Annotated in this window: 17 protein-coding genes; 11 read left to right on the forward strand and 6 right to left on the reverse strand. The window is 44.1% G+C overall.

Going from position 1 to position 24,196, the window contains the following annotated elements:
• Positions 1–47 precede the first annotated feature (47 nt).
• From recG to B2866_RS08920, 11 genes are all read left to right on the forward strand, one after another.
• Entirely contained in the window at positions 48–2,363 is a 2,316-nt protein-coding gene (gene recG, locus B2866_RS08870) for an ATP-dependent DNA helicase RecG (RefSeq protein ID WP_296192995.1), read from the forward strand.
• Between the two features lie 390 nt (positions 2,364–2,753).
• The gene (locus B2866_RS08875; protein ID WP_296192998.1) at positions 2,754–4,061 is read left to right on the forward strand and encodes an efflux RND transporter periplasmic adaptor subunit; all 1,308 of its coding nucleotides are present in this window, start codon (positions 2,754–2,756) and stop codon (positions 4,059–4,061) included.
• A complete protein-coding gene (locus tag B2866_RS08880) occupies positions 4,058–7,165 on the forward strand; it encodes an efflux RND transporter permease subunit (protein WP_296193002.1) in 3,108 nt (1,035 codons plus the stop codon). The genes B2866_RS08875 and B2866_RS08880 overlap by 4 nt, the downstream gene beginning before the upstream one ends.
• Positions 7,166–7,716: 551 nt before the next feature.
• Positions 7,717–9,291, forward strand: a complete 1,575-nt coding sequence (locus B2866_RS08885; RefSeq protein WP_296193007.1) for a transferrin-binding protein-like solute binding protein — start codon at positions 7,717–7,719, stop codon at positions 9,289–9,291.
• Positions 9,292–9,386: 95 nt separating this feature from the next.
• A complete protein-coding gene (locus B2866_RS08890; protein WP_296193009.1) occupies positions 9,387–10,880 on the forward strand; it encodes a surface lipoprotein assembly modifier in 1,494 nt (497 codons plus the stop codon).
• A 35-nt stretch (positions 10,881–10,915) separates the two neighbouring features.
• Positions 10,916–12,190 carry a lipoprotein-releasing ABC transporter permease subunit gene (locus tag B2866_RS08895; protein WP_296193012.1) on the forward strand — a complete coding sequence of 425 codons (1,275 nt, stop codon included), beginning with the start codon at positions 10,916–10,918 and terminating at the stop codon, positions 12,188–12,190.
• Positions 12,191–12,599: 409 nt separating this feature from the next.
• A complete protein-coding gene (locus tag B2866_RS08900) occupies positions 12,600–13,622 on the forward strand; it encodes a DUF1852 domain-containing protein (RefSeq protein WP_296193013.1) in 1,023 nt (340 codons plus the stop codon).
• Positions 13,623–13,705: 83 nt separating this feature from the next.
• Entirely contained in the window at positions 13,706–14,770 is a 1,065-nt protein-coding gene (locus B2866_RS08905) for a methionine synthase (RefSeq protein WP_296193016.1), read from the forward strand.
• Positions 14,771–14,873: 103 nt separating this feature from the next.
• Entirely contained in the window at positions 14,874–15,365 is a 492-nt protein-coding gene (locus B2866_RS08910; protein WP_296193019.1) for a flavin reductase, read from the forward strand.
• Positions 15,366–15,426: 61 nt separating this feature from the next.
• Positions 15,427–16,278: a sulfite exporter TauE/SafE family protein gene (locus B2866_RS08915; protein ID WP_296193022.1), complete on the forward strand. Its 852-nt coding sequence runs from the start codon at positions 15,427–15,429 to the stop codon at positions 16,276–16,278.
• A gap of 95 nt (positions 16,279–16,373) precedes the next feature.
• Positions 16,374–16,856, forward strand: a complete 483-nt coding sequence (locus B2866_RS08920) for a hypothetical protein (RefSeq protein ID WP_296193025.1) — start codon at positions 16,374–16,376, stop codon at positions 16,854–16,856.
• A 181-nt stretch (positions 16,857–17,037) separates the two neighbouring features.
• On the opposite strand, the gene glmS is transcribed toward B2866_RS08920, so the two are convergent.
• The 6 genes from glmS to ribE all read right to left on the reverse strand — a co-directional run bounded on the left by glmS (position 17,038) and on the right by ribE (position 24,139).
• A complete protein-coding gene (glmS, locus tag B2866_RS08925; RefSeq protein ID WP_296193027.1) occupies positions 17,038–18,882 on the reverse strand; it encodes a glutamine--fructose-6-phosphate transaminase (isomerizing) in 1,845 nt (614 codons plus the stop codon).
• 164 nt (positions 18,883–19,046) lie between these two features.
• Positions 19,047–20,423: a bifunctional UDP-N-acetylglucosamine diphosphorylase/glucosamine-1-phosphate N-acetyltransferase GlmU gene (glmU, locus tag B2866_RS08930; protein ID WP_296193030.1), complete on the reverse strand. Its 1,377-nt coding sequence runs from the start codon at positions 20,421–20,423 to the stop codon at positions 19,047–19,049.
• Positions 20,424–20,663: 240 nt separating this feature from the next.
• Entirely contained in the window at positions 20,664–21,254 is a 591-nt protein-coding gene (locus B2866_RS08935) for a phosphatidylglycerophosphatase A family protein (RefSeq protein ID WP_296193032.1), read from the reverse strand.
• Positions 21,255–21,257: 3 nt separating this feature from the next.
• Complete coding sequence (gene thiL, locus B2866_RS08940) at positions 21,258–22,298, reverse strand: thiamine-phosphate kinase (RefSeq protein WP_296193035.1); 1,041 nt, start codon at positions 22,296–22,298, stop codon at positions 21,258–21,260.
• A 2-nt stretch (positions 22,299–22,300) separates the two neighbouring features.
• A complete protein-coding gene (gene nusB, locus B2866_RS08945; RefSeq protein ID WP_296193037.1) occupies positions 22,301–23,329 on the reverse strand; it encodes a transcription antitermination factor NusB in 1,029 nt (342 codons plus the stop codon).
• Positions 23,330–23,608: 279 nt separating this feature from the next.
• Positions 23,609–24,139, reverse strand: coding sequence for a 6,7-dimethyl-8-ribityllumazine synthase (gene ribE / locus B2866_RS08950; RefSeq protein ID WP_296193039.1), 531 nt, complete (start codon positions 24,137–24,139; stop codon positions 23,609–23,611).
• Positions 24,140–24,196 lie beyond the last annotated feature (57 nt).

Consider the following 24,196-nt stretch of genomic DNA (forward strand, 5'->3'; position numbering starts at 1 on the left):
TATAAGACCAAATATATTTTAAATCATAAACATCATTAGGATTATTGATGCCCACATCGGTTAGTCGCACTACTACCTTGAACCCAGCAGACGCTATCAGGTCTGAGATGCCCGTTTCGGCGCTTGATATGCCGGTGACGGCACTGGCGGGTGTGGGGCCAAAAGTGGCGGAGCAGTTGTCCCAGTTAGGTATCGAGCGCATTTTTGATTTGCTGCTGCATCTACCGCGTGATTATGAAGATCGTAGCCGACTGGTATCGATAGCTGATGTGGCGCATGGGCAAGCCGCCTTAATTACAGGGCGGGTGGTGCATGTGGATACCAAGCGCAGTGGCATGACGGTGGTGGTCGATGATGAGACTGGCACCCTATCGCTGCGTTTCTTTAAGGTTTATCGTGGCCTTGCGCAAACGATGAGTCTTGGCACGCAGCTGCAATTATTTGGTGAAGTAAAGGTCAGTCGTTACGGTAAGCAGATACATCATCCTGAATATCAAGTGATGAGTAGTAATGAAGCCATCGTCAATACAGGCTTACAGCCGATTTATCCGAGCGTGAAAGGCTTACATCAAAATAAGCTGCGCACGCTCATTAAGCTTGCGCTGCAAACGGTCCGCACCCAAGGTTTACCGATGACCTTGTTCACGCCTGCCGACTTTGGGGTGGTTGCTGATTTGCCGTTAGCGCCTTTTGAGCCTGCTAAATTGGCAATGGCAGACGATGATTTTCCAGACGATATATTTTCAACCCTTGCGCGCCGTGTGCCTGACAATTCAATAAGCTATATTGGCAACATAACTGCAGTTAATGACACGGATAATCAAAATGTTTATAACCTAACGATATTTGAAGCCTTAGTATTGCTGCATACGCCGCCGACTTATACCGATGCAGGGCGACAATATCAGCTACTGACACAATTAAGTGCTCGCACCCATGCTGCCTGTCAGCGATTAATCATTGAAGAATTAACCGCGCATCAACTTAGTCTGTTATATCGCCGTCAGCAATTGCATCAGCATAAAGCCCCCAAGTGTACGATGAATAGCCCGCTTGCCGATCGGTTATTTGGCGCATTGCCGTTTGATTTAACCGGCGCGCAGCAACGCGTCATGAAAGACATCACGGCTGATATGGCGACTTCTATTCCGATGCTCCGACTGGTACAAGGCGATGTGGGCGCAGGCAAAACCTTGGTCGCGGCAGGCGCGGCGGGCTATGCACTCGATAGTGGTTGGCAGGTTGCGGTCATGGCACCGACAGAAATCTTAGCAGAGCAGCATTTGGTCAATTTTAAAAACTGGTTTGAGCCATTGGGTATCGGCGTTGGCTGGCTGGCCGGCAAACAAACCGCCAAGCAGCGCCGTGAAGCGTTAGAAGCGGTGGCAGAAAATACAGTACAAGTGGTGGTTGGTACTCATGCCTTATTCCAAGAGCAGGTGCAATTTGCTAAATTGGGCTTGGTCATTATTGATGAACAGCACCGCTTTGGCGTTGAGCAGCGCATGGCCTTGACCAATAAGGGCGTGGCCAATAGCACACCGCATCAGCTGATTATGACGGCAACCCCGATTCCGCGTACGCTCGCGATGAGCGTTTATGGCGATATGGACACCTCTATCATTGATGAGCTACCTCCGGGGCGTACGCCAATTACCACGGTGACGATTGACCGTAACCGCCGCGACGAAGTGATTGAGCGTATTGCAGTGAATTGTGAAGCAGGTAGGCAGGCGTATTGGGTTTGCTCATTGGTAGAAGAGTCAAGCGTGCTCGATGCGCAAGCCGCAGAAGCGACTTATGAAGATTTAAATGAGCGCTTGGACATTCGTATTGGCTTGGTACACGGCAAAATGAAATCCGCTGACAAACAAGCCATTATGCAAGCATTCAAGAATGGCAATCTTGATTTATTGATTGCCACAACAGTCATCGAAGTGGGCGTTGATGTACCTAATGCCTCGTTAATGGTCATCGAAAACGCCGAACGGCTAGGGTTATCGCAACTACATCAGTTGCGCGGGCGGGTTGGGCGTGGTTCGACCAAAAGCTTCTGCGTACTGTTATATCAAAAGCCGCTATCAGAGACGGGTACGGAGCGCTTAAATGTGCTGCGTGACAGCACCGACGGTTTTGTCATTGCCCAAAAAGACTTAGAGCTACGTGGTCCTGGTGAGCTGTTAGGCAAACGTCAAACCGGTAATGTCGGTTATTATTTGGCCGACCTTATCCGCGATGAGCAGCTGTTTGCGATTGCGCAGCGCCTAGCAAAACATCTTATCTCTGACCCAACCCGTAAAGCGGACGTCAGCCAACTTATCCATCGCTGGATGCCAGAAGCCAGTCGTTATACCAATGCTTGATCATTGATGCTTGCCTGACGACTGATGCAATTCTTTGCTATCGATCCTGCTAAAAAAGCCATTATTTTGTTAAAGATAATGGCTTTTTTTATGGTTTTTATAGGGTATATAAACGATAAGATAGAATATCTGTCCACTCATGCTTATTAACGAGCTGTTCTGATTGTTTATCACCTTTCTCATGTTGCTTTGCAAGTTTTTACGCTTGTTCATGCTTAATAGAGGACAGACTTACGAAGCTAAAACACACTATATAAAAATAAGATGATGACTTAATATATGCTATCCTCAATAAATTTATAGACTATTGTAATCATAAATAGACCTTTTTTACCTATTATTTTCTAACCTTATACCCTTTTTAATTGCCTGTATTGACAGAGAGTTATCATGAGCGATGTTGAAGACAACAAGCTGCCAGTTGAATCTGACCTACCACCTTACCGCCAAGTGGACGCGCGTGCGCCCAAATCATCATCAAAATTCCCCTTATGGTTATTGCCAGTATTGGCAATTGTACTTGTGATTGGGGTTTTGGTCGGTAAGTATTGGGGTGGCGATAAAGATGGGAGTGCTGAATCACCAGTGGCTAACAAGGCACAAAGCGCAAATACTGACCCAAAAGAGAGCAGCAATCAACAGGCGGTACTATCCGTTGAAACAGTATCGCCACGCCAAGACAGTATTGGTAACACGCTGAGTGCCGATGGCACCATTAATGCCAAAGATGTCGCCAATGTCAGCCCTAAAGTAAATGGTGTGGCTATCGAGCAGGTATTGGTTGAAGAAGGCGATCGCGTCAAATCGGGGCAAGTCCTGGCGATATTTGATACCGATGCCATGCAGCAGCAAGTCTTGCAAGCGGAAGCCGATGTTGCCGAAGCCGAAGCAACGCTTGCCAACGCAACTGCCGATGCCGCTCGTGTCCTGCCATTGATTGAGATAGATGCCATTAGTAGGCAAGAAGCGGATCGCTATCGTACCTCCAAGCTACAAGCAGAGGCGGCCTTGCAAGCCTCTAAAGCGCGACTTAGTACCCAGCGCTTGAGTGTGAAAAACGCCAATGTGGTCGCGCCGGTCAGCGGTGTTATCAGTGAAAAAATGGCTGAAGTCGGCATGGTGGCTGGAGGCGAGCCATTATTTACCATTATTAAAGGCGGTGTTTTAGAGTGGCGTGCGGATATCGATCCTAAGCTGCTCGGCGAAGTCAGTGTCGGAACGCCTGTGCGCGTCAGCTTGCCAGGCGGTGAATCAGTCATGGGTAAGGTTAACCGTATTGCACCAACGGCCGATGATAATCGCCAAATCACCATTTATGCCAGCCTTGCGGCGAACTCAAAAGTACGCGCTGGCATGTACCAAACGGGCGAGTTTTTATTGGGTAGCACCAATGCGCAAACTGTGCCCAATAGCGCTATCGTCAGCAATGACGGTTATGATTATGTGATGCTAGTAACCAATACCAACAGTCAAAATGGTCAAAATATTGGCCGTATCAAGCAACAACGCGTGAGCTTGGGTGAGCGCTTTGGTGACAATGTAGCGCTGACAGAGCCACTGCCGGCAGACAGCCGACTAGTAAAGCAGGGTGGCAGCTTCTTAAACGATGGCGACTTGGTACGTGTCGTTGATGGTCTAAATACCGCCAATGATAAATCAGGCAGCCAAACTGGCACAGCCACGCAGGCGCGCTCATGAGTTTAAATGTCTCCGCTTACTCGATTAGAAATCCTTTGGTTGCTATCTTACTGTTTGTGCTGCTGACCTTGGGCGGCCTCTACGGTTTTATGCAAATGAAGGTGCAGCAATTCCCTGATATTGACCTGCCAGCGGTGGTGGTCACTGTCACTTTGCCGGGAGCCGCGCCATCGCAGCTCGAAAACGACATTGCCAAAAAGATAGAAAATAAGCTCACCAGTATTGAGGGCGTTAAGCATATTCGTACCACCTTACAAACGGGTGCCGCGACCATGGTCACCGAGTTTGTCCTAGAAAAAGACATACAAGAAGCGGTCGATGATGTGCGTTCGGCGGTTGGAGAAGTACGTGGTGATTTGCCAGCCGCGGCTAACGATCCAATTATTACCAAAGTCTCAACCGCCGGATTTCCCGTCGTCACTTACTCGGTTGCCTCTGAAAACATGAACGTCGAGGACTTATCTTGGTTCGTTGATGATACGGTCACCAAGCGTTTATCTGATATACCAGGGGTCAGTACCGTCAGCCGTATCGGTGGTTTGCAGCGTGAAATTACCGTGGCCGCCGACCCGATTGCGTTGAGCGGTTTGAAATATCCCATCGCTCAGTTATCGGAACAAATCACTGGTATTCAACAAGACAGCTCAGGCGGTGAAGCGGAAGTAGGCAAAACCACCCAGACCATTCGTGTGCTCGGGGCGGTTGAACGTGCCAGTGATTTGAACAATTTACAAGTCGCGGTGCCGACAGGTGGTACGCAAGCGCTTGGGCGTATGGCACAGATCACCGATGGCGCTGCCGACCCAAGCTCGATTGCTAAGCTTGATGGGCAAACAGTGGTCGCATTTAATATTACCCGTTCGCGCGGTGCCAGTGAGGTTGAAGTGATGGAGCTGGTTGACGCCGAGCTTGCCAAGCTGTCAGCCGATGTCGGCAATATCGATATTGAAAAAGTCTATGATCGTGCCACGCCAATTGCCGAAGATTATCAAGCGTCGTTACGCATGCTGATAGAAGGTGGTTTGCTTGCCGTCGTCGTGGTGTTCTTATTTTTACGCAATATCCGCGCGACTTTTGTGGCGGCGGTAGCATTGCCACTGTCAGTCATTCCTACTTTTTTAGGTATGTACTTATTTGGCTTTAGCTTAAATATTATCTCGTTATTAGCACTTTCATTGGTCATTGGCGTCTTAGTCGATGATGCGATTGTAGAAGTTGAAAACATTATCCGCCATTTGCGCATGGGCAAGACGCCTTATGAAGCGGCAATGGAAGCAGCTGATGAGATTGGTCTAGCAGTCGTCGCAACTACTTTTACCCTCATTGCGGTGTTTTTACCAACTGCCTTTATGGGCGGTATTGTCGGGCAATTTTTCCGGCAGTTTGGTTGGACCGCAGCATTATCGATATTTGCGTCGTTAATGGTCGCGCGTCTTATTACGCCGATGATGGCCGCTTATATATTGCGACCAGAAAAAAAGCACGTTGAAAAACAAAGCGCGCTCATGGATTGGTATCTAAAAGTGGTGTCATGGACGCTGCATCATCGCTGGATTACGATGGGGGCGACATTACTCTTGTTTGTAGCATCACTTGCTTTGGTAAAATTACTACCAACGTCCTTTATTCCTGATAATGATATTGACCAGACGCGGGTTGAGATTGAGCTGACCCCAGATGTAGCGCTTGAAGATACTGAGCGTGTCGCTGCGCTGGCAAGTGAGCGTATATTGGCCATGCCTGATGTGACCCATATTTTTACCTCAGTAGGCGAAGCACAAGAATCTATGGGTCCTAGTTCTGGCTCAGGTAGCGGCAAAACTGAAAATATCGCAGGTTTAGATATCGTACTTGCGCCGCGCGCAGAGCGTGCCTCTAAGCAAGAGATTGAGCGCCAGATAAGTAGTATGCTCTCAGAAGTACCGGGCGCACGCTTTACGGTTGGTTTATCGAGTGGCGGTGAGACCGGTTATAATTTTTCTTTGACCAGTACCGACCCGCGTTTGCTTGAGCAAACCGCGCAGCAAATGATGGCAGAGATTCGTGCATTACCAAGTGCCGGCGCTGTCACCAGTGACCGCAGTCTACCGCGTCAAGAGCTAACGGTAACTCCAGACAGGCTAGCGATGGCGGATAAAGGCGTGACCACGCAAGATATTGCCACTATCTTACGTGTGGCGACTGTTGGTGATTATGAGCAGCGATTATCTAAGCTCAATCTCGATACACGCCAGATTCCTATCGTGGTGCGCCTGCCAGATGTTGCCAAACAAAACGTCAGTCAATTAGAAGGCTTATATGTGCCAAGCGCCTTACCACCGGGACAAGGCGTACGGGTAGGTGAGGTGGCATCGTTAAACTTTGGTACCGGACCTGCACAAATCAGCCGCCTTGATCGTGAGCGGGCGATTAGTATTACGGTGCAGCCTACCAATGGCGAGCTTGGGGACTTGGTGCAAGCAGTTAAAGCCATACCCAGTATGCAGCAGCTGCCGGCCTCTATTACTATTATTGACCAAGGACAAGCCGAGAATATGGCTGAGCTATTTAGTGGCTTTGTGATTGCGATGTCGGTCGGTGTGGTCTGTATCTTAGGCGTGCTGATTTTATTATTTGGGCGGATATTGCAGCCATTTACCATTTTGATGGCTCTGCCGCTGTCTATCGGTGGCGCTTTTGTCGGCTTAGTGATTACCAAAAGTAGTCTGTCGATGCCATCGATGATTGGTTTTATCATGTTGATGGGCATCGCCACCAAAAACTCTATCTTGTTGGTCGATTACGCATTGATTGCTCAGCGCCGAGGTTTGGCGCGTTTTGATGCCATTATCGATTCTTGTCGTAAGCGTGCGCGGCCGATTATCATGACCACCATTGCGATGGGCGCTGGCATGTTGCCATTGGTCTTTGGTTGGGGCGATGCCGATCCTACCTTCCGTCGTCCGATGGCTGCCGCGGTATTGGGCGGTTTGGCCACCTCAACCCTATTAAGCCTCGTAGTCATTCCCGTGGTTTATACCTTGATGGATGACTTATCAGGATGGTTTGGTAAATGGTTGATACCGCATGGTAAAGAGAAGGAAAGTGTCGTTATTGAAAAATAATTTTTCTGTTAAAGCTTCTAGATCAAGCATATAAAATACGATAACCATTGATTGTAGGACATAGGTTATTCATACATACCTTATTTAATACAATAATAAGGCGTACATTAAATATATAAATCAAGATATCTAAGTATCGGTTTTGTTTAAGTAGCCTTATTATTATATTAATAAATATTCAAGAAATTTCATATAATACTATAAAAGAGTGTTTTTTCTTTCATAGCGCTATAAATATCTAATATTTTATAAAACCTTGAAATTAAACTATAAATAAAATTAAAATTTTTAAAAATATTTCTTTTAGGTCGATAAAAGTATTGAATTTCATTAAATATTGCTTTATTGTACCTGTATCAATTTTACTGAAAATGACAATGCTATAATGTTATAGTATGACTATTGCACTATAGAATTTTACATTGACATAAAGCAGACGGTTTGGTAATCTGAGCGTTAAGCTGTTCGCTTTCTACAAGCTGTAGTTAATAGCGAAGTGTACCGTACTATCTATACATGAGTAGTTCTTACATCGATATGAGGAAATAAAGATGAAACAAAAGTATTTAGCAGTAGCATTGAGTGCTGTCTTCGCAGCAACAGCTCTAACAGGTTGTGGTAGCGATAGTGACAGCAACTATGATTATCCTGAAACTCCAGCTCCAACTCCTACGCCTACGCCTACGCCTGAACCAACTCCAGAGCCTACGCCTGAACCAACTCCAGAGCCTACGCCTGAACCAACTCCAGAGCCTACGCCTGAACCAACTCCAACTCCAGAAGAGCCACCTGTTGTAGGTGATCCAGAAGACAACGTTGGTGAAGCAGCAACTGATCCACAAGCCAACGTACCAACCGTTGGTGGTCAGCAATACGTTCGCGGCGAGACTGCAAAATTCGACCGTGAATTAAACCCTGCTGACGCTAACAGTGGTAACGCTACTGTACTAAACAGTAAAACCCTCCAAAACGAAAAGATGGACAACATTGTTGTTGGTCGTGAGACAGTTGAACGTCTAGGCGTAAAAGAATCATTACTACGTTACGTTGGTAAATCAGTTGATGGTTTCTCTGACAAACCAGAAAATGATGCGGATGCACTACAAGTAACTAATAAAGATGTTAACGGTATCAATGTTGACAGTGATAACTTTACGACTAATGGTTTAGTTAGGATTGATAAACAAGCTACAGGTAATGCATTTACTGTAACTGGTCAAGAAGATACTGTAACTGGTGTTAAGGCTGCAACTGGTACTGGTTCAACTCTAAGTACGCGTATCTTTGGTAATAGGTCTCTAGATACTACTAACGCTGCTGACAAAAACAGTGCTCGTTTCTTAGGCAAGGTTAATGCCCAAGGTAATTATGATATTACTGGTTTAGGTCTAACTCCTGAAGAAAACGGTACAGCTAACAAGTTTGAAACTACTAAACTTAATAACGTACAGTATGGTCGTGTAACCTCAACTATTGATAAATTAGATGCGGAAGATCTTGCTGCTAATACTAAATATTATGAGTCTGTACTTGTAGACGAAAGAAATCCACTTAAAGCAGAAAATGGTACTGTAGACACGTATTTCTACCGTGGTACAGGTGAAACTACTGTTGCTCAAATGGATGCTTTACAGGCCAAAGGCGGTAAAGTTGAATATGCTGGTCATGCACTAATGTACGGTATCGACAACGCATATCACGGCGACTTAGGTAGCCCAGATAGTAACTCATTCGGTGGTACTGATAAGCCTGTAGCAGGTAAAGGTAACTTCGTACAAGCTACGGTTGATATGGGTAACAGAACTGTAGAAGGTAATATCTTCAACGTGTGGGAAGTTACTCCAGGTGAAGGTGCTAACGTCTTTAAACAAGACAAGCTTGTAAACTTCAATGGTCAGATCTTTGGTAATACTGCTAAAGGCGAATCACAACTAGCCTATGGTGACAAAGACAAAGGTGCCTTTAAAGGTAGCTTCTATGGTAACCAAGCGCAAGAATTTGGCGGTTCTGTAAACTCTGTAGATAAAGGTTATGGTAATGCAGCATGGGGCGGTGTATTTGGCGCTAACCTAGTAGTACCACCAACCATTACTCCAGAAGACGGTAATGCTAACCAAACTGAGTAATAGTTAATTTGTTATACATTAGCTAACAAACAAACGACCACCTAGCGTGGTCGTTTGTGTATCTAAGGATTGACAAATTACCAATTGGAGCATTTATGCAATATTTCCGACACTCTAGTGTTACCAGCACTTTGGCTTTAGTGATAGGGTGTATTTCTATAAACACTCAAGCTGCTGAAGCTCCTTTATCTCCTCAAGACAATTCAATAGAATCTATTAATAAAGAAATTGGCGAAGTGCGTCCTGACGATTTTGAGCGGCTTTCTACTGAGCTACCTTCAGAGGATGGCGGCCCAAAAATGAGTAAAGAAGAAACCATTATTTACCTAAAAGCCCACCCAGATGAGTTTGAAAATTTGTTAGGTAATTTACTAAAACAAGCTAACGCTGATTCTTTAGAAGAGCTATTGCCGTATTATAAGCAAGTACCTAATTACGATCCCTCAGTTGTAGAATGGGGTACTGCAATTATTGAAGCAAAAAAAGGCAATCTAGATGAAGCGGTTAGTATTTATCGCAAAATTAACGCCAAATTACCCGAAGTCAAAGTATTAAGATTTCAGCTTGCTATGGCGTTATTCTACAATCGCCAATTTGATGCTGCTCAATCTGAATTTGAAAGGTTACGTGGTGATGCCACTACAGATGCCGATGTTAAGGTAATCAATAAATACTTAGATGCTATCAGTTCGCAAGATCGTTGGAGCTTTAATGCTTCAGTTTCTTACCTAAATGATAGTAATATTACTAACTCGCCAAAGCCTGGTACAAGTATAGTTAGAGAAGATGGTTCAGTCCTTACTTATACTTCTCCTAGAGAAACGGGTAAAGGTTTAGACTTTAGTGTCTCTGGTGATAGAAAGTGGCTTTATGATAATAAAATGTATACCGCCTTACATCTGAATAGCTATGGCAAGTATTATTGGGATAATAAAGACTATAATGACATTACGGCAGGTGTCGGTGTTGGAGTAGGTTATCAGAATGCGACTACTGAAGTAGAGTTAGTACCATTTTATAACAAACGTTGGTATGCTCAAGGGAAAAGTGGTGATGGTGAATTAAGTAGTTACGCAGATACCACAGGTATAAGGGCGAGTGTTAATCAATGGATTAGTCCGAAATTACGTTATCAAGCTCTGGCGCGTTATGCGAAATCAGATTATATTGATAAGTATGATTATAATGACGGTGAAGATTGGTTATTAGCTAATACCGCTATTTACTTTCCAAATGGCCAACAATTCTGGACATTTGGGGTAGATTATTCTACTCGCGATTCTGAAGATGATTCATTGGCGTACGATCGTCCAGGTGTTAGAGTAGGCTGGGGACAAACGTGGCCAAAAGGTTATACTACAAGATTAGATCTTGGTTATGCTGAACGTAATTACGATGGGGAAGATTTCTTCGGCATTCAGCGTGAGAACAAAGAGTATACAGCTGGTATTACAGCTTGGAATAGAGGTTTCTCTTTCTTAGGACTGACACCAAGATTAAGTTGGAACTATAGTAAAGTAACTAGTAATTCACCTTTTGAAGAATATGATAAGAACGACGTATCAGTCGAATTGACCAAAGCGTTCTAATTTTTGCTATTAATAGATATAAGAGATATTAACTTATGCGCCGTTCGCTACCCATTTTTATAGGATTGCGCTTCACTCGTTCAGAAAATGCTAATAAGTTTTTATCTTTTATATCATCAGTCTCTATGGCAGGTTTAATACTTGGTGTCGCTGCCCTAATTGTAGTGACATCAGTCTTAAATGGCTTTGAAGAAGCGCTATCTAAAAAAATATTAGGGATGGTGCCACAAGCTGCCGTTTATTCGTCTTTTCCTTTAGATGACTGGAAGCAGTTTGCGCAATCTATAGAAAATAATGATAGCAATATAATAGCGACTGCGCCTTTTGTGCAGGCTCGAGGTATGTTGTCTTTAAATGGGGAAGTCAATAGCACCATCATAAATGGCATTGAGCCAACCTCTCATGCTAAGGTATCTATTCTTAAACAAAGCATGGTAGCAGGCAATTTTGATAGTTTAGATTCTGGTGCTAACAGTATTATTTTAGGCAAATATATCGTTGATAAGTATGCTCTAAAGCTCGGCGATGAAGTCGGAATTATAATCTCTAAACCTTCTAATTCTACGGTTGGTATGACACCCAGCTTTCATACTTATACGCTGACGGGCGTATTTCATGTCAGTCAAGAGATAGATAAATGGATGAGTTATATCGCCATGGATGACGCTTCCGATGCGGTAGGCTTAAATCATGGTGCAACTGGCATTCGTCTAAATCTAAAAGATGTTTTCATTTCTCAAAAATCTGCTCAGCAAGCTCTAGTTAGTGTCTCTAGTCACGCTTCTACGCTCGAAGGTGTCGAAAAAGGTGTTGCATTTTCTAGTGGAGATTGGACACAGACGCATGGCAGCTTATATACTTCTATTCGTATGCAAAAAACCATGATGTCGTTACTTCTATTCCTAATCATTTTAGTTGCCGCATTTAATGTTATTTCAACATTAGTGATGAGCGTTACAGAAAAAAGAGCTGATGTGGCGATATTAAAAACGTTTGGCGCGTCATCAAGTCTGATTTCCCATATATTTATCGTTCAGGGGACTGTTATTGGCGTATTGGGCGTACTTATTGGTTTAGTCTTAGGCATTGGTCTTTCGCTTAGCATTCCTAGTGTATCAGCTTGGATCAATGTCACGTTTGATTTAGGGCTTTTTGATAATTATTTTGTCGAATCGTTACCTTCTAAGATTAAACTCATAGATATACTGCTTATCTTAATCTCTTCTTTTGTTGTCGTCTTATTATCTACCCTATATCCGGCATACAGTGCTGCTAAAGTTGAACCTGTACAAGCATTAAAAGGTGAATAATTACCTATAACATTATCTGCTTCTGAATTTAGTTAATATAGTATATGAAAGTATTCAGTCTCATACTTTTGCCATCTTCTTTGTCACTTGTAGTTCGAATTCTACATGATATTCGACTTTAATTTACGATAGTAAAATGCGAATCAGTTGCTAAACCTGCTATATTATTCTCTTCAATCCTCTAAGATTCTTTCAATGCTTTATAAGTCTCACCTCCCGTAAAATCCTCCTTCAAAATCCCCGTTTTTTAGTCCTATTCTCATAGCCCAATTCTATCAACATGAATTATACTCATCTTTAATTTAAATAGTATCATTTTTATTCATGATTGCGTTCGGGTATGATTTATCTCATACACAAATTTGGTTTTATCTCAGACTATGAGATTAGATTAGGGTAGCGGATTATCATGAGTAAACAATTTACATATTCCATCTCGAGCATTCGTTTTGATGAAAACTATCATCCGGCAGATAGCACGCGTTTGACGACGAACTTTGCCAATTTGGCGCGCGGTGAGCAGCGTGAAGAAAATCTGCATAAAACGTTAACAATGATCAATAATCGTTTTAACGCCTTGGCGCATTGGGATAACCCAACCGCCGACCGTTATTCGGTTGAAGTTGATATTATTTCAGCAGATTTGGATATTGAAGGTAATGGCCATACCTTTCCGGTCATCGAAACGCTAAAAACCACGATCGTCGACCATAAAGACAATACCCGTATCGACGGTATGATTGGTAATAGTTTTTCCTCCTACGTACGCGATTATGACTTTAGCGTTGTCCTATTAGAGCATTTTGATAAAAACCCTACATTGCCACCGCCGACAGATTTTGGTGATTTGCATGGCAAACTGTTTCAGTATTTATTGAATTCAGAAGCCTATCAAGCTGAGTTTAATAAACAGCCGGTGATTTGCTTAAGTGTATCGACCAGTAAAACCTATCATCGTACGATCAATCAGCATCCGGTATTAGGGGTGGAATACCGACAAGACGAATATTCTTTAACTGACGATTATTTCCACAAAATGGGCTTAGCCGTGCGCTATTTTATGCCTGCCGGTAGTGTCGCGCCTTTAGCATTTTATTTTGCCGGTGACTTGCTAAGCGATTACACTGACCTTGAGCTGATTAGTGCGATTGCGACCATGGAAACTTTTCAAAAGATTTATCGTCCTGAAATCTATAATGCCAACTCGACGGCAGGTCAGGTATATCAGCCTAGTTTAAACTATCAAGATTATTCCCTCACGCAAATCGTCTATGACCGCGAAGAGCGGAGCCAAATGGCAGTGAAGCAAGGTAAGTTTACGGAAGAACAATTTATCAAGCCTTACCAAGCTATTCTTGAAGAATGGGCGGCAAGCTATGATGTCAATGAGAATGCAGCAGACGCATGTGCGGATAAAGAATACGCCGCCTAAATACATTCAGTTTAGATACGTTCAGTATAGATACATTCAGTCTAGCTGAAATGAGAATACCAATAAATAAGAAGATAAATGTTATGACACTGTTATTACCAACACAAAAGTTATTACCAACCCAAAGATTACTACCGACATCAACCGCAGGCAGTTTGCCAAAACCTTCTTGGCTGGCTGAACCTGAAAAAATTTGGTCACCTTGGGCTTTAGAAGGCGAGCAACTGCTTGAAGCCAAACAAGATGCGCTACGGGTGTCATTGCAAGAACAATTGCAGGCAGGGATTGATATCGTCAGTGATGGTGAGCAGACGCGTCAGCATTTTGTGACCACCTTTATTGAACATCTTGATGGTGTCGATTTCGAAAAGCGTGAAACGGTTAAAATTCGCAATCGCTATGAGGCCAGTGTGCCTTCGGTGGTTGGGGCGGTGAGCCGTCAAAAACCGGTGTTTGTCGACGATGCGAAGTTTTTACGTTTGCAAACCGATCAGCCAATCAAGTGGGCTTTGCCCGGCCCGATGACGATGATTGATACTTTATATGATGGTCATTATAAAAGCCGTGAAAAATTGGCTTGGGAATTTGCTAAAATTCTCAATCAAGAAGCGAAGGACTTAGAGGCGGCTGGTGTCGATATTATCCAATTTGATGAGCCGGCGTTTAACGTGTTCTTCGATGATGTCAACGACTGGGGTATCGCCACTTTAGAGCGTGCTATCGAAGGGTTAAAGTGTGAGACGGCGGTGCATATTTGCTACGGCTACGGTATCAAAGCCAATACCGATTGGAAAAAAACCTTAGGGTCAGAGTGGCGTCAATATGAGCAAGCCTTTCCAAAATTGCAGCAGTCAAATATCGATATTGTCTCGCTGGAGTGTCAAAACTCACACGTACCGATGGATTTGATTGAACTGATTCGCGGTAAAAAGGTGATGGTTGGCGCTATTGATGTGGCAACCAATAGCATTGAAACCCCAGAAGAAGTGGCAGATACGTTACGCAAAGCGCTGCAGTTTGTCGATGCAGATAAGCTTTATCCTTCGACCAACTGCGGCATGGCACCGCTATCTCGCCAAGTGGCACGCGGCAAATTGCAAGCCTTGAGCGCGGGTGCAGCTATTGTACGCAAAGAGCTTAGCGTTTAGCATTTCTTAACAAAGATTGCCTTGTTTAAACCCATGAGTGACCTCAGTTATCAATGTACTTAAAGATTAATGTACTTAAAGATTAAAATTCAGGAGTTAAGTCATGATTGAAGCAACTGATTTTAGAGATGCCATGTCTCTATTACCGACAGCGGTCAATGTGATCACCACAAAAGGCAACTCTGGCTGTCATGGGTTTACCGCTTCTGCGGTCTGTAGCGTGACCGATACACCGCCAACCTTGCTTGTCTGCATGAATCAGAGCTCGCGCTCACACGAACATTTTCTTGAAAACAAAACGCTAAGTGTCAACGTGTTGGGCATCCAGCATGAACCCATATCCAATGCTTTTGCCTCCAAACTATGCTCAGAAGAGCGCTTTTGTCACGGCGCTTGGACGACATTAACCACAGGCGCCCCTGTTTTAGAGGATGCGCTGGTCAGTTTTGATTGTGAAATTGATGACATTCAACAAGTCGGCACACACAGTATTTTTATGTGCCGAGTGGTCGCCATCAAACAAGGCGAGAGTGATGAAAGTTTGGTGTATTTCAATCGCTCGTACCATCAAGTTGGTCAAACAGAAATTGTTTAATCTACCTTTAAAGCCCTTTTTATTTAACTAAAACTATAGCTAACCGAGAAGTAAATATCCTGTGGAAATACTCATTTTTTTAATAATAGGCGCGCTAGCAGGATTTGCTGCGGGGCTTTTTGGTGTGGGTGGTGGCACAATTATCGTGCCATTGTTGTTTATCGTTTTTACCCAAATGGATTACAGCCCTGACAGCATTATGCATTTAGCATTAGGGACATCATTGGCGACTATTATTGTCACCTCTATCAGCTCGCTTATGGCACACAATAAAAAAGGCGCTGTGATGTGGCCGGTGTTTAAAAATCTGGCACCAGGTTTAGCGCTAGGTTGTTTTTTAGGGGCAGGGATTGCAGGACAGATATCTGGGTTGTATCTTCAACTGATTGTTGGGGTGTTTTTGCTGTGGGTTGCTTATAAGATGTTTTTTGCTGGTAAAAAGCCAGTTGCTAGTCATGCTAATAACTCTAATGGAGCTAATGGTGTCAGTAGTGCCAACTATGCCAATCCAGTACTACCGTCAAAACCTAAGCAATTAGCAGCAGGCGGCGTTATTGGTATCGCTTCTGCTATCTTTGGTATTGGCGGCGGCAGCTTAACGGTGCCTTATCTCACGCGTTATAATGTGGTGATGCAAAAGGCGGTTGGAACTTCAGCGGCGTGCGGGTTGCCGATTGCCATTGCTGGTGCGCTGGGGTTTATGTTTTTTGGCATGCAGCAGCAAGTCGATGTGCCCAATACCATCGGCTTTGTCCATATCTATGCCTTTTTAGGCATTAGTATTATGAGCTTTTTTACCGCAAAGTTGGGGGCGAAAGTCGCTCATATATTATCGCCAGAGCTATTAAAAAAATGCTTTGCAATATTATTGACCGTGGTAGGGTTTTACTTTCTTTATAAAGGATTGGTTTAAATATTCATGTTTGTATAATAGGGCGTGTTCTCATTTAGAATGAGGATGCGCCCTAATCATATTATTTTGGCTAATTAGGTTCAATAAAGATAATTATGTTCAATAAACTTAAAGCATTGGTTGTACTTTCAGCTTTTCTTACAGTAATCGCCTGTTCGGATGATAACTCTGATTTAGCTTATGATGAAAGCGTTACTACGGCTAGCAATCACGAGCGTGATGTACAGGAGATGTATCGTAATATTGACATGTTGACCAGAGAATTGCCAAGCGCAATTGATGACGTTACCACTTTAGACAAGATTGATTTTGATGGAACAACAGTTACTTTCGGTTATCGGCTAGATATATCTGATTATAATGCTTCTGAAAGAAAAGAACTTGAAACGGTAATGCGTAATGAACATACTAAGTTAGCCTGTGCAGAAGCAGAAGTTATGCAAGGGATAAATAAGGGATTTGATTATCAGTATAGTTATTACGATTTAGATGATATCAAAGTGGCTAGTTTTGATGTCACCAAAGACATTTGCGACAACCTAAATAAAGCTGACTCTGAAATTGAAATAGGGACATAATCAACTCTGGTGTACTTTGCTGCTGAATATAATATTTATACTGACATATATCTAAATTATTGAAATTTTTTATGTCCATTATAAGAAACCCTTTGCTATTTAGTTAGTACTAGACAGCAAAGGGTTTAGTGTTATACAATATTATGATAATAAAAAAACCTTTTAAAATCAAATACTTATCCTATTCGACTGTGACTGATTTTGCGAGGTTACGTGGTTGGTCTACATCCGTACCACGCATCACCGCTACATGGTATGACAACAACTGCACCGGCACGCTATAAACGATAGGGGCAAGCGTCTCGCAGACCTCAGGTACATAGACCACGTGCATTCTATCATCTGCGACCATCTTACTTTCTTCACTGGCAAATACAAACAGCTCACCATGACGCGCATGTACCTCTTGCATGTTGGCTTTTAGCTTATCAAACATACTGTCTTTTGGCGCAAGTACCACGATAGGCATATCTTTATCAACCAATGCTAGTGGGCCGTGTTTTAGCTCACCGGCGGCATAGCCTTCAGCATGAATATAAGAGATTTCTTTTAGTTTCAATGCGCCTTCTAAGGCGATTGGGAACTGTAAGCCACGACCTAAAAATAAGCAGCTTTTCTTATATTCAAAGTGCTCACTCATGACTTTGATAGGCGCATCGAGGTGTAAGCTGGCATGTAGTTGACCGGGTAATTGTTGTAATTTACCTAGCAGAGTGGTCAGGTTTTCGCCCGTCATACGCGCTTGCACGACACCCACTTTTAAGACGAGTAACATCAAAGCGGTAAGCTGAGTGGTAAAGGCTTTGGTAGAAGCAACCCCAATCTCAGGGCCCGCAAGCGTTGGTAAAAAGATATCTGTCTCACGTACCAAAGATGAAGTCGGTACATTACATAAGGCTAAGCTGACGAGGCCTGCGGGCGCATGATTTTGGGTATCGCGAAGTGCCGATAAGGTATCCGCCGTTTCACCCGATTGCGAAATACAAATGACCAAGGTGTTATCGACGACAACAGGATTGCGGTAGCGGAACTCACTAGCAACCTCAACCGAACACGGCACGCGAATGAGACTTTCAAACCAATATTTAGCGACCAAGCCTGAGTGATAACTGGTGCCACAAGCGATGACTTGGACGTGCTTAATGCCTTTTAACTGTGCTTCATGACGCTGTAAAAAGTCGTCGCGCAGCTTAGATGGCGCATCACTATCTAAAGCCATCTCAATCGTACGGGCAACTGCATCCGGCTGCTCATAGATTTCTTTGAGCATATAATGCTTAAATTCACCTTTATCAGCATTATGCTGGGCGGCATCAATCTCATGTATCTGACGTTTTACTTTTACGCCATCGGCATAAACTTCAATACTATTACGGGTTAATTTGGCGATATCGCCTTCTTCTAGATACATAAAGCGATTGGTCACGGGCAAAAGCGCCAATTGATCAGAGGCAATAAAGTTCTCACCGATACCTACACCGATGACCAAAGGCGAACCTAGACGAACGGTAATCAGCTCGTCTGGGCAATCGATGTGCACAATGCCAAGAGCAAACGCGCCATGTAATAAAGGAATAACCGCGCGTACTGCTTCTAGTAAATCAGGCGTATTTTTGTAGATATCATTGATTAAATGGGCGACAACTTCGGTATCAGTTTGCGAGGTAAACTCGTAGCCTTTAGCAATCAGCTCTTCTTTTAGCTCGGCATAGTTCTCAACGATACCGTTGTGTACCACCGCAATTTTGCCAGATACATGTGGATGGGCGTTGCGCTGGGCAGGCTCGCCATGTGTGGCCCAGCGGGTATGCGCAATGCCAATATGACCATCAAAAAATTCAGGATTGACTGCGACGGCATCGACCAGCGCTTGTACTTTGCCCACTTGGCGTTCGCGATGCAGCTCGCCATCACGGATAACCGTCAGACCAGCTGAGTCATAACCACGGTATTCTAGGCGTTTAAGACCCTCAAGTAAGATATTGGCGATATTACGCTCAGCAACTGCCCCAACGATTCCACACATAACTATTCCTTAAATTTTATGTTCTCATACCATGTGATTTTGCAAGATGCCAACACATGGATAATCATTAATCTGTAAATATAAATAAGCAGCACCACAAATTATTGTCGTACTGCTTTAGTGGTCTTACCATCATTTTATCGAGTCAACTATCAGCGCCGCCTTTATTTTTTGGTCGGACGCTGAAAGTCATCTTTCTGGGTTTGGCGCGCGCGCCCAAAGGCTAAGGCTTTATCATCGACGTTTTTGGTAATGACTGAGCCTGCCGCAACCGTTGCGGTATCACCAATGGTAACTGGCGCAACCAAACTGGCATTAGAGCCGATAAACGCATTGTCTTCGATGATGGTTTGCGATTTATTGACGCCATCGTAATTACAGGTAATCACACCCGCACCGATATTGACATTTGTTCCAACTGTCGCATCACCCACATAACTTAGATGATTGACCTTGCTACCTTGGCCGATAGTCGATTTTTTAATCTCGACGAAATTGCCTACTTTACTGTTATTAGACAAAACAGTATCAGGGCGCAAATGGGCGAAAGGTCCAATATCGACGCCGTTACCAATGTGCGCACTGTCAATCACACAGTAAGGTTTTAGGTGACAGGCATTGCCAATGTGCGCATTTTTAATCACACAGCCGGCTTCGATATAAACGTTGTCACCTAAGACACAATCACCCTCAAACACCACGCCCACATCGACGAATACATCTTGGCCTGCGCTCAAGCTACCACGAATATCAACGCGCGTCGGATCGGCAAACTGCACACCCGCTTCTTGTAAGTCTGCTACTAACTTGCCCTGCCATGTGCGCTCTAAGCTGGCAAGCTGTTGGCGGTTGTTGACGCCTTCAATCTCAAAGCTATGTTCAGGCTCGATGGCGACAATATTGATGCCTTCAGCAACCGCCATCTTAACGATATCGGTCAGATAGTATTCTTGTTGTGCGTTATCATTGGATAGCTTTGGTAGATATTTATGCAATAATGCATTATCAACGCAGTAAATACCGCTATTAATCTCTTGGATTTTTTGCTCGTCGGCGCTGGCATCTTTTTGCTCAACGATGGCCTCAATATTGCCGTCTTTATCGCGTTTGATACGGCCAAGACCAAATGGATTTTCTACCGTCAAGGTCAACATCGACATACCACTAGTATTAGCCGCTTTCAGTGCCGCTAGCGTCTGGCAACTGACCAATGGCACATCACCATATAAAATCAGACTTTGGCCTTCTTTTGGTAACTCAGACAGGGTGACTTTTACTGCATGGCCTGTGCCTAATTGTTCAGTCTGGGCAATCCACGTAATCGGCAAATGCGCATATTGTTCATTAATATCTGCTTGCACTTGCTCGCCGCCAAAACCATGCACAATAATGGTGTCATCAACGGTCAATTGATGACAAGTATCAAGCACATGACCCAATAACGACTTACCAGCCAGTGTCTGTAGCACTTTTGGCTTGGCTGATTGCATACGCGTGCCTTTACCAGCCGCGAGGATAATTACTGAAAGAGGAGCTGTCATAATAGCCTACAAATGTAACAAAATATAATTCTGAATTATAACGCAAATTACGATTTAACTAAAACGCTATGTCGTGACATCTTTGTAAACTGATTGTGACGTTAGCTGTCTACAAATCCACCTTAAATAGCAAGCGATCAAAAAATCTAACCGCTAAATAGGTGAGCGATATAAAAGGCAGTAAAGTAGAAGTATTTATGGTAAAAACGTTTATTTGAGGCTTAAAGGATAAGCTTAAGATTAAAAGCTAAAAGAGAAGATAAAGGTATAAATAATCACCCAAACGGCGGCCGCCATGATACCAGCGATAATATCATCGAGCATAATACCGAGGCCGCCTGCGACTTTTTTATCTGCCCAACCAATCGGTGGCGGCTTAATAATGTCAAAAAAGCGGAATAATATAAAGGCGATAATAATCGCTACGATAGTAGGGATTTGGGTGATATTTTGCCAAAAACTGCCATTGGCGATACCCATATAAGATAGCGGTAGTAATGTAAGCCACATACCAGCCCACTCATCCCAAACGATGTGCGGGTTATCATGACCGCCCATCAGCTCTGAGGTACGACCGCATATCGAATTACCAAGCAAACAAGCTAAAATGGTAATAATCAAAAACGGCACAAAGCCTAGGCTTAATAATGGTATCGCAACGATTAAAGCGCCAACCGTACCCCAAGTGCCGGGTGCACGGCGCGGCAGACCACTACCTAGACCGATACCAAGCCAATAAATCAAACGGTCAAGCGCACTGGCATTGGCGGGTAGAGGCGGGCAATCATTGGCTTGTCTGATATCAGGCTTAGATAGGTTGTGATCAATCATGGGTTAACCTGCAAAATGTTGATAACCCGTCAGATTGGGCCAATTAGGGAATGGGGCGGGATATGTCGGTGTGACTGCTAGGCCTTGATAAAAAATCTCTGGTCGTACATTTGTAGCAGCATCTGCCTTGTTTACGGCTATGACTTCACCGATACAGGTGACAGGCGTGTTGCTATTATTATCAGTCGGTGGCTCGATATGGGCAGGCAAGGTAAAAGCCAGCTCATAATCATCACCGCCCGCTAACTGACATAATAGGCGCTCAGATAGATCAACGCTTGCCAATGCTTTACTGGTAGGCAGCTGCTCAAGGTAAATGCGCATACCAACGGCGCTTTGCTCACAGATATGTCCAAGGTCTTGATACAGACCATCAGAGATATCTATCATCGAAGTCGCGCCAATTGTCCCTAATCCTGCCCCTAAGGCAATACGCGGTGTTGGCATATGTAGCCGATGGGCAAGCTCAATACCAGCAGCATTATCAGGATGCTGTAGCGCATAAGCGGCATCGCCAAGCGACCCCGAAACATAGATTTTATCGCCGACCCGCGCGCCTGAGCGGTAAACAGCTGGGGTGCCCGCATCAAGTAAGCCTTGCGCGCTGACACTGAGTACTAACTTATCACTGCGCGTGGTATCACCGCCAATGAGCGTGACGTCAAATAGCTGGCAGGCGTGAAACAAACCTTTGGCGAACTCAGTCAGCCATTGCTCATTGGCCAAACGCTCAGGTAAAGCCAATGCCAATAAAATACTATGCGGCGTTGCGCCCATCGCGGCAATGTCTGAGACGTTAACCGCGACCGCCTTATAACCAATAGCAAACGCAAGTTTATCAACCTGCTGCCAATCAGCGCTAAAGTGCCGCCCTTGAACGAGGGTATCAATACAGCTAACCAAGCGCGCACCTACAGGCAAGCTCATTACCGCCGCATCATCGCCAATGCCTTTTTCGACATTGCGTGCTTCGGCAGTGCTGCATAATGACGGCGCAGCTTGCATTTGCGCAAATATACGCTCAATCAGCTCAAACTCGTTCATGGCTAGTCTTTATTGTTTTCATCAGGAGTAATAAGGTTCGAATCATGTAAGCCTACGTCAGCTGCGTCACTATTCTCATCATTGCTAACATCATTAGTAGCCCCATTTTTTTCTAAAGAGTTTTCTTCTAAAGCGCTTTCTTTTGTAGGTTGTTCATTAACGATATTATTTGGCGCTTCATTTTTTGCGGCGTCGTTTTTCTTATTGATCTTATAGTCCATAATATTTGCTAGAGCCTTACTCGCGCTATTGCGTTTAACACTGGCATTATTGGCACTGATACGCGGTTTGTTCGAAGCAGTTGACATACTATCGATATCAGATTCCGCTGTGCTTTCACTGGCTTCTTCAACATCAGTAGATTGAGCTTCAGTCTGCTTAGTATTTGCTTGTGTCGCCGCTTTTTGTGAGGTGCGTAGATTGGCTTTGCTATCGGCATCGACTTCAAGCGCGCGCAATTCAATCGCCATTTTATCAAGGACGGCATTAATCAATTTATGCGCGTCAGTAGCGCCAAAGTGATTGTTTAGCTTCATCGCTTCATCAAGCACGACTTTGTAGGGAATCTCTAAGCGGTTTTGTAGCTCATACGCACCAATCAATAAAATAGCATGTTCGACGGTATCGAGTTTGTCGATGTCACGGTCAAGATGCTGACTGATTAGCGCATCGAGAGCGTCAATCTGCTCTGGAATATCGCGCATCATTTCATGATAGTAGCCGATATGAACGGTATGCATGGCATTGGTCGCGCGCGTACGGGCAGCGATATCATGCGGCGCATTGTCCTTCCAGCCAAGCTTGCCATCGATATCAAAACGGCGATCAGTGACCAACCACTCATATAGGCCTTGCATCGCAAAGCGACGAGCCTTACGCACAGCAGTGTGGCTAGTCTTATAAGTCGTTTCACTCATATCAAAGGTTTGCTCACCCGCGCTGCTGCTCGCGATACGAGTAGCTTCAGCTTGTTCATCATTGGCTTGGGCAGTTTGTGCAGCGCTAATGGCGCGCTTGAGTTGGTCAGTCATAGGGGGTCAATACCTAAATTTTAAATAACTATCCTTTTGAACCACTATCTTGGCGCAAATAACAAGCTTGGCAAAGACAGCAAGTGGTAAGAAATAGTATAAAAGTTGTTAAATAGTAGACGACTGGCAGGCTGTGACAGTCGGATATTAAAACGGTGCTTTATAGAACTGTTTATAGTGCTTTTTACTATAATATTGGCGCTGCGGTCTATATCAAAGGTGACATAAGCCGCAGCGCCAATTAAATGACGATTAACAGGTTATAAAATGAAGACTTAATTATGCGTCATCATTATCATCATAGTCATCAGCAATATCCAGCTGTGATAGAACCGCTAGCATCTCAAGCACAACCATCGCCGCTTCTGAGCCTTTATTACCGGCTTTGGTACCAGAGCGCTCAATCGCTTGCTCGATGCTGTCAGTGGTCAATACACCGTTGGCAACAGGGATATTATAATCAATTGCAACGCTGCTTAAACCTTTGGCAGATTCGCTCGCCACAAAATCAAAATGCGGCGTGCTACCACGGATAATCGCGCCTAACGCAATGATAGCGTCAAAGCGATCAGACTCAGCGGCGCGCTGAGCAACGAGTGGCAACTCAAAAGCACCTGGCACGCGAATCACGGTAATGTTGCTGCCCAATACGCCATGACGCAGTAGGGCATCGATTGCGCCATCTACCAATGATTCAACGACAAAACCGTTAAAACGACCAACGACGATACCAATGCGGGCATCTTCATTTTGATGTAAATTGCCATCGATATGGGTAATATCATTGCGCTGCTGTTGTAAATTTGACATAAGAAAATCCTTTGAGTAAGTAGCGTTTAAAACAAAATTTGGTGGTGTTCTAAAAAG

This window comes from Psychrobacter sp. UBA3483, assembly GCF_002377905.1.
Lineage (GTDB): Bacteria > Pseudomonadota > Gammaproteobacteria > Pseudomonadales > Moraxellaceae > Psychrobacter.